1 protein-coding gene and 1 tRNA gene are annotated in these 1,203 nt (G+C 37.2%); both read right to left on the bottom strand.

Going from position 1 to position 1,203, the window contains the following annotated elements; genetic code table 11:
* Positions 1–152 precede the first annotated feature (152 nt).
* On the bottom strand, positions 153–989 hold the full coding sequence (locus M23134_RS37235) for a MotA/TolQ/ExbB proton channel family protein (RefSeq protein WP_002706426.1): 837 nt from the start codon (positions 987–989) through the stop codon (positions 153–155).
* 77 nt (positions 990–1,066) lie between these two features.
* Positions 1,067–1,154, bottom strand: a tRNA-Ser gene (locus M23134_RS37230).
* Between the last annotated feature and the right edge of the window lie 49 nt (positions 1,155–1,203).

The raw sequence follows: 1,203 nt of genomic DNA, 5'->3' as shown, positions 1-1,203 counted from the left end.
TAGCTAATCCGTATACCATATAAAATAGTAAGTCCAGATTTCTATTAATCAAACCAACCAGCATCACCACCACTACAATTGCGATGATACCGTATGATAATATTTTTGTTACTGAAGAATTCATGTAATAAAGTCTTTTAAAGTTTGATTGATTATTGTTCGCTTCTTACTTTGTGCTGAACCAATACGTCAATCAGAGCAATAGAAGCTTCTTCCATTTGGTTCACAATTGAATCTACTTTACTAACGATGTAGTTATAGAAGATTTGGAGAATAATCGCCACAATCAAACCAGATACAGTAGTAATCAATGCTACTTTGATACCACCAGCCACAATTTGAGGAGATACATCACCTGCTGCCTGAATTTGGTCAAAGGCGTCAATCATACCAATTACAGTTCCCATAAATCCTAACATAGGAGCCAATGCGATAAATAGAGAAATCCAGCTTATACCTTTTTCCAATTTACCCATTTCAACAGATCCATAAGAGATGACAGACTTTTCTACCATGTCGATACCTTCACTGATACGCATCAAACCTTGGGTAAAGATAGAAGCTACAGGACCACGGGTATTACGGGTTACTTCTTTAGCTTTTTCTACACCACCACTGTTCAAAGCATCTTCCACTTTTTTGACCAGTTTTTTGGTGTTAGTAGTAGCCAGACTTAAGCTAATTATTTTTTCAAGCGCTACAGCCAAACCAAGAATTAAACAGATAAGAACAGTACTCATAAAGTCCCATCCACCTTCAATAAATTTAGTTTTAACCACTTGGTGGAAAGGTTGTTTCTCTTTTTCTACTTTTTTCTCTTCAGAAGGTACAACAGGCTCTGACTTAGTTGTTGATTCTTGTTTCGTTGTATCCGTTGCAGTCTGAGTAGTATCTTTTCCGCTGGTAGTATCATTCTGAGATATAGCTGAAGAAGACAGCCCGAACATTAAAGCTCCCACAACCATCAATAAAGCGAATAACTTTTTCATAGTCTAATTTTTACAAGTTCTAATTTTAAAGTTTTGTATTTGGGTTTTATATAAGATGTAGTTTGAAGATAAAACTGCAGAGAGGAAGGGATTCGAACCCTCGATGCCCTTTTGGGGCATACACGCTTTCCAGGCGAGCACCTTCGACCGCTCGGTCACCTCTCTTTTTGTAAAGTACGGAATTCCTGAAAATCAACGAATAATGTACTGTACG

Origin of the sequence: Microscilla marina ATCC 23134 (assembly GCF_000169175.1) — a bacterium.
GTDB lineage: Bacteria > Bacteroidota > Bacteroidia > Cytophagales > Microscillaceae > Microscilla > Microscilla marina.
Note: the sequence above shows the minus strand (reverse complement) of the source record. Positions and strands in the feature narration are given on the sequence as shown.

Excerpts from the sequence above, each read along its gene's own strand:
- M23134_RS37235 (WP_002706426.1), bottom strand. The coding sequence starts at position 989 with ATGAAAAAGTTATTCGCTTTATTGATGGTTGTGGGAGCTTTAATGTTC.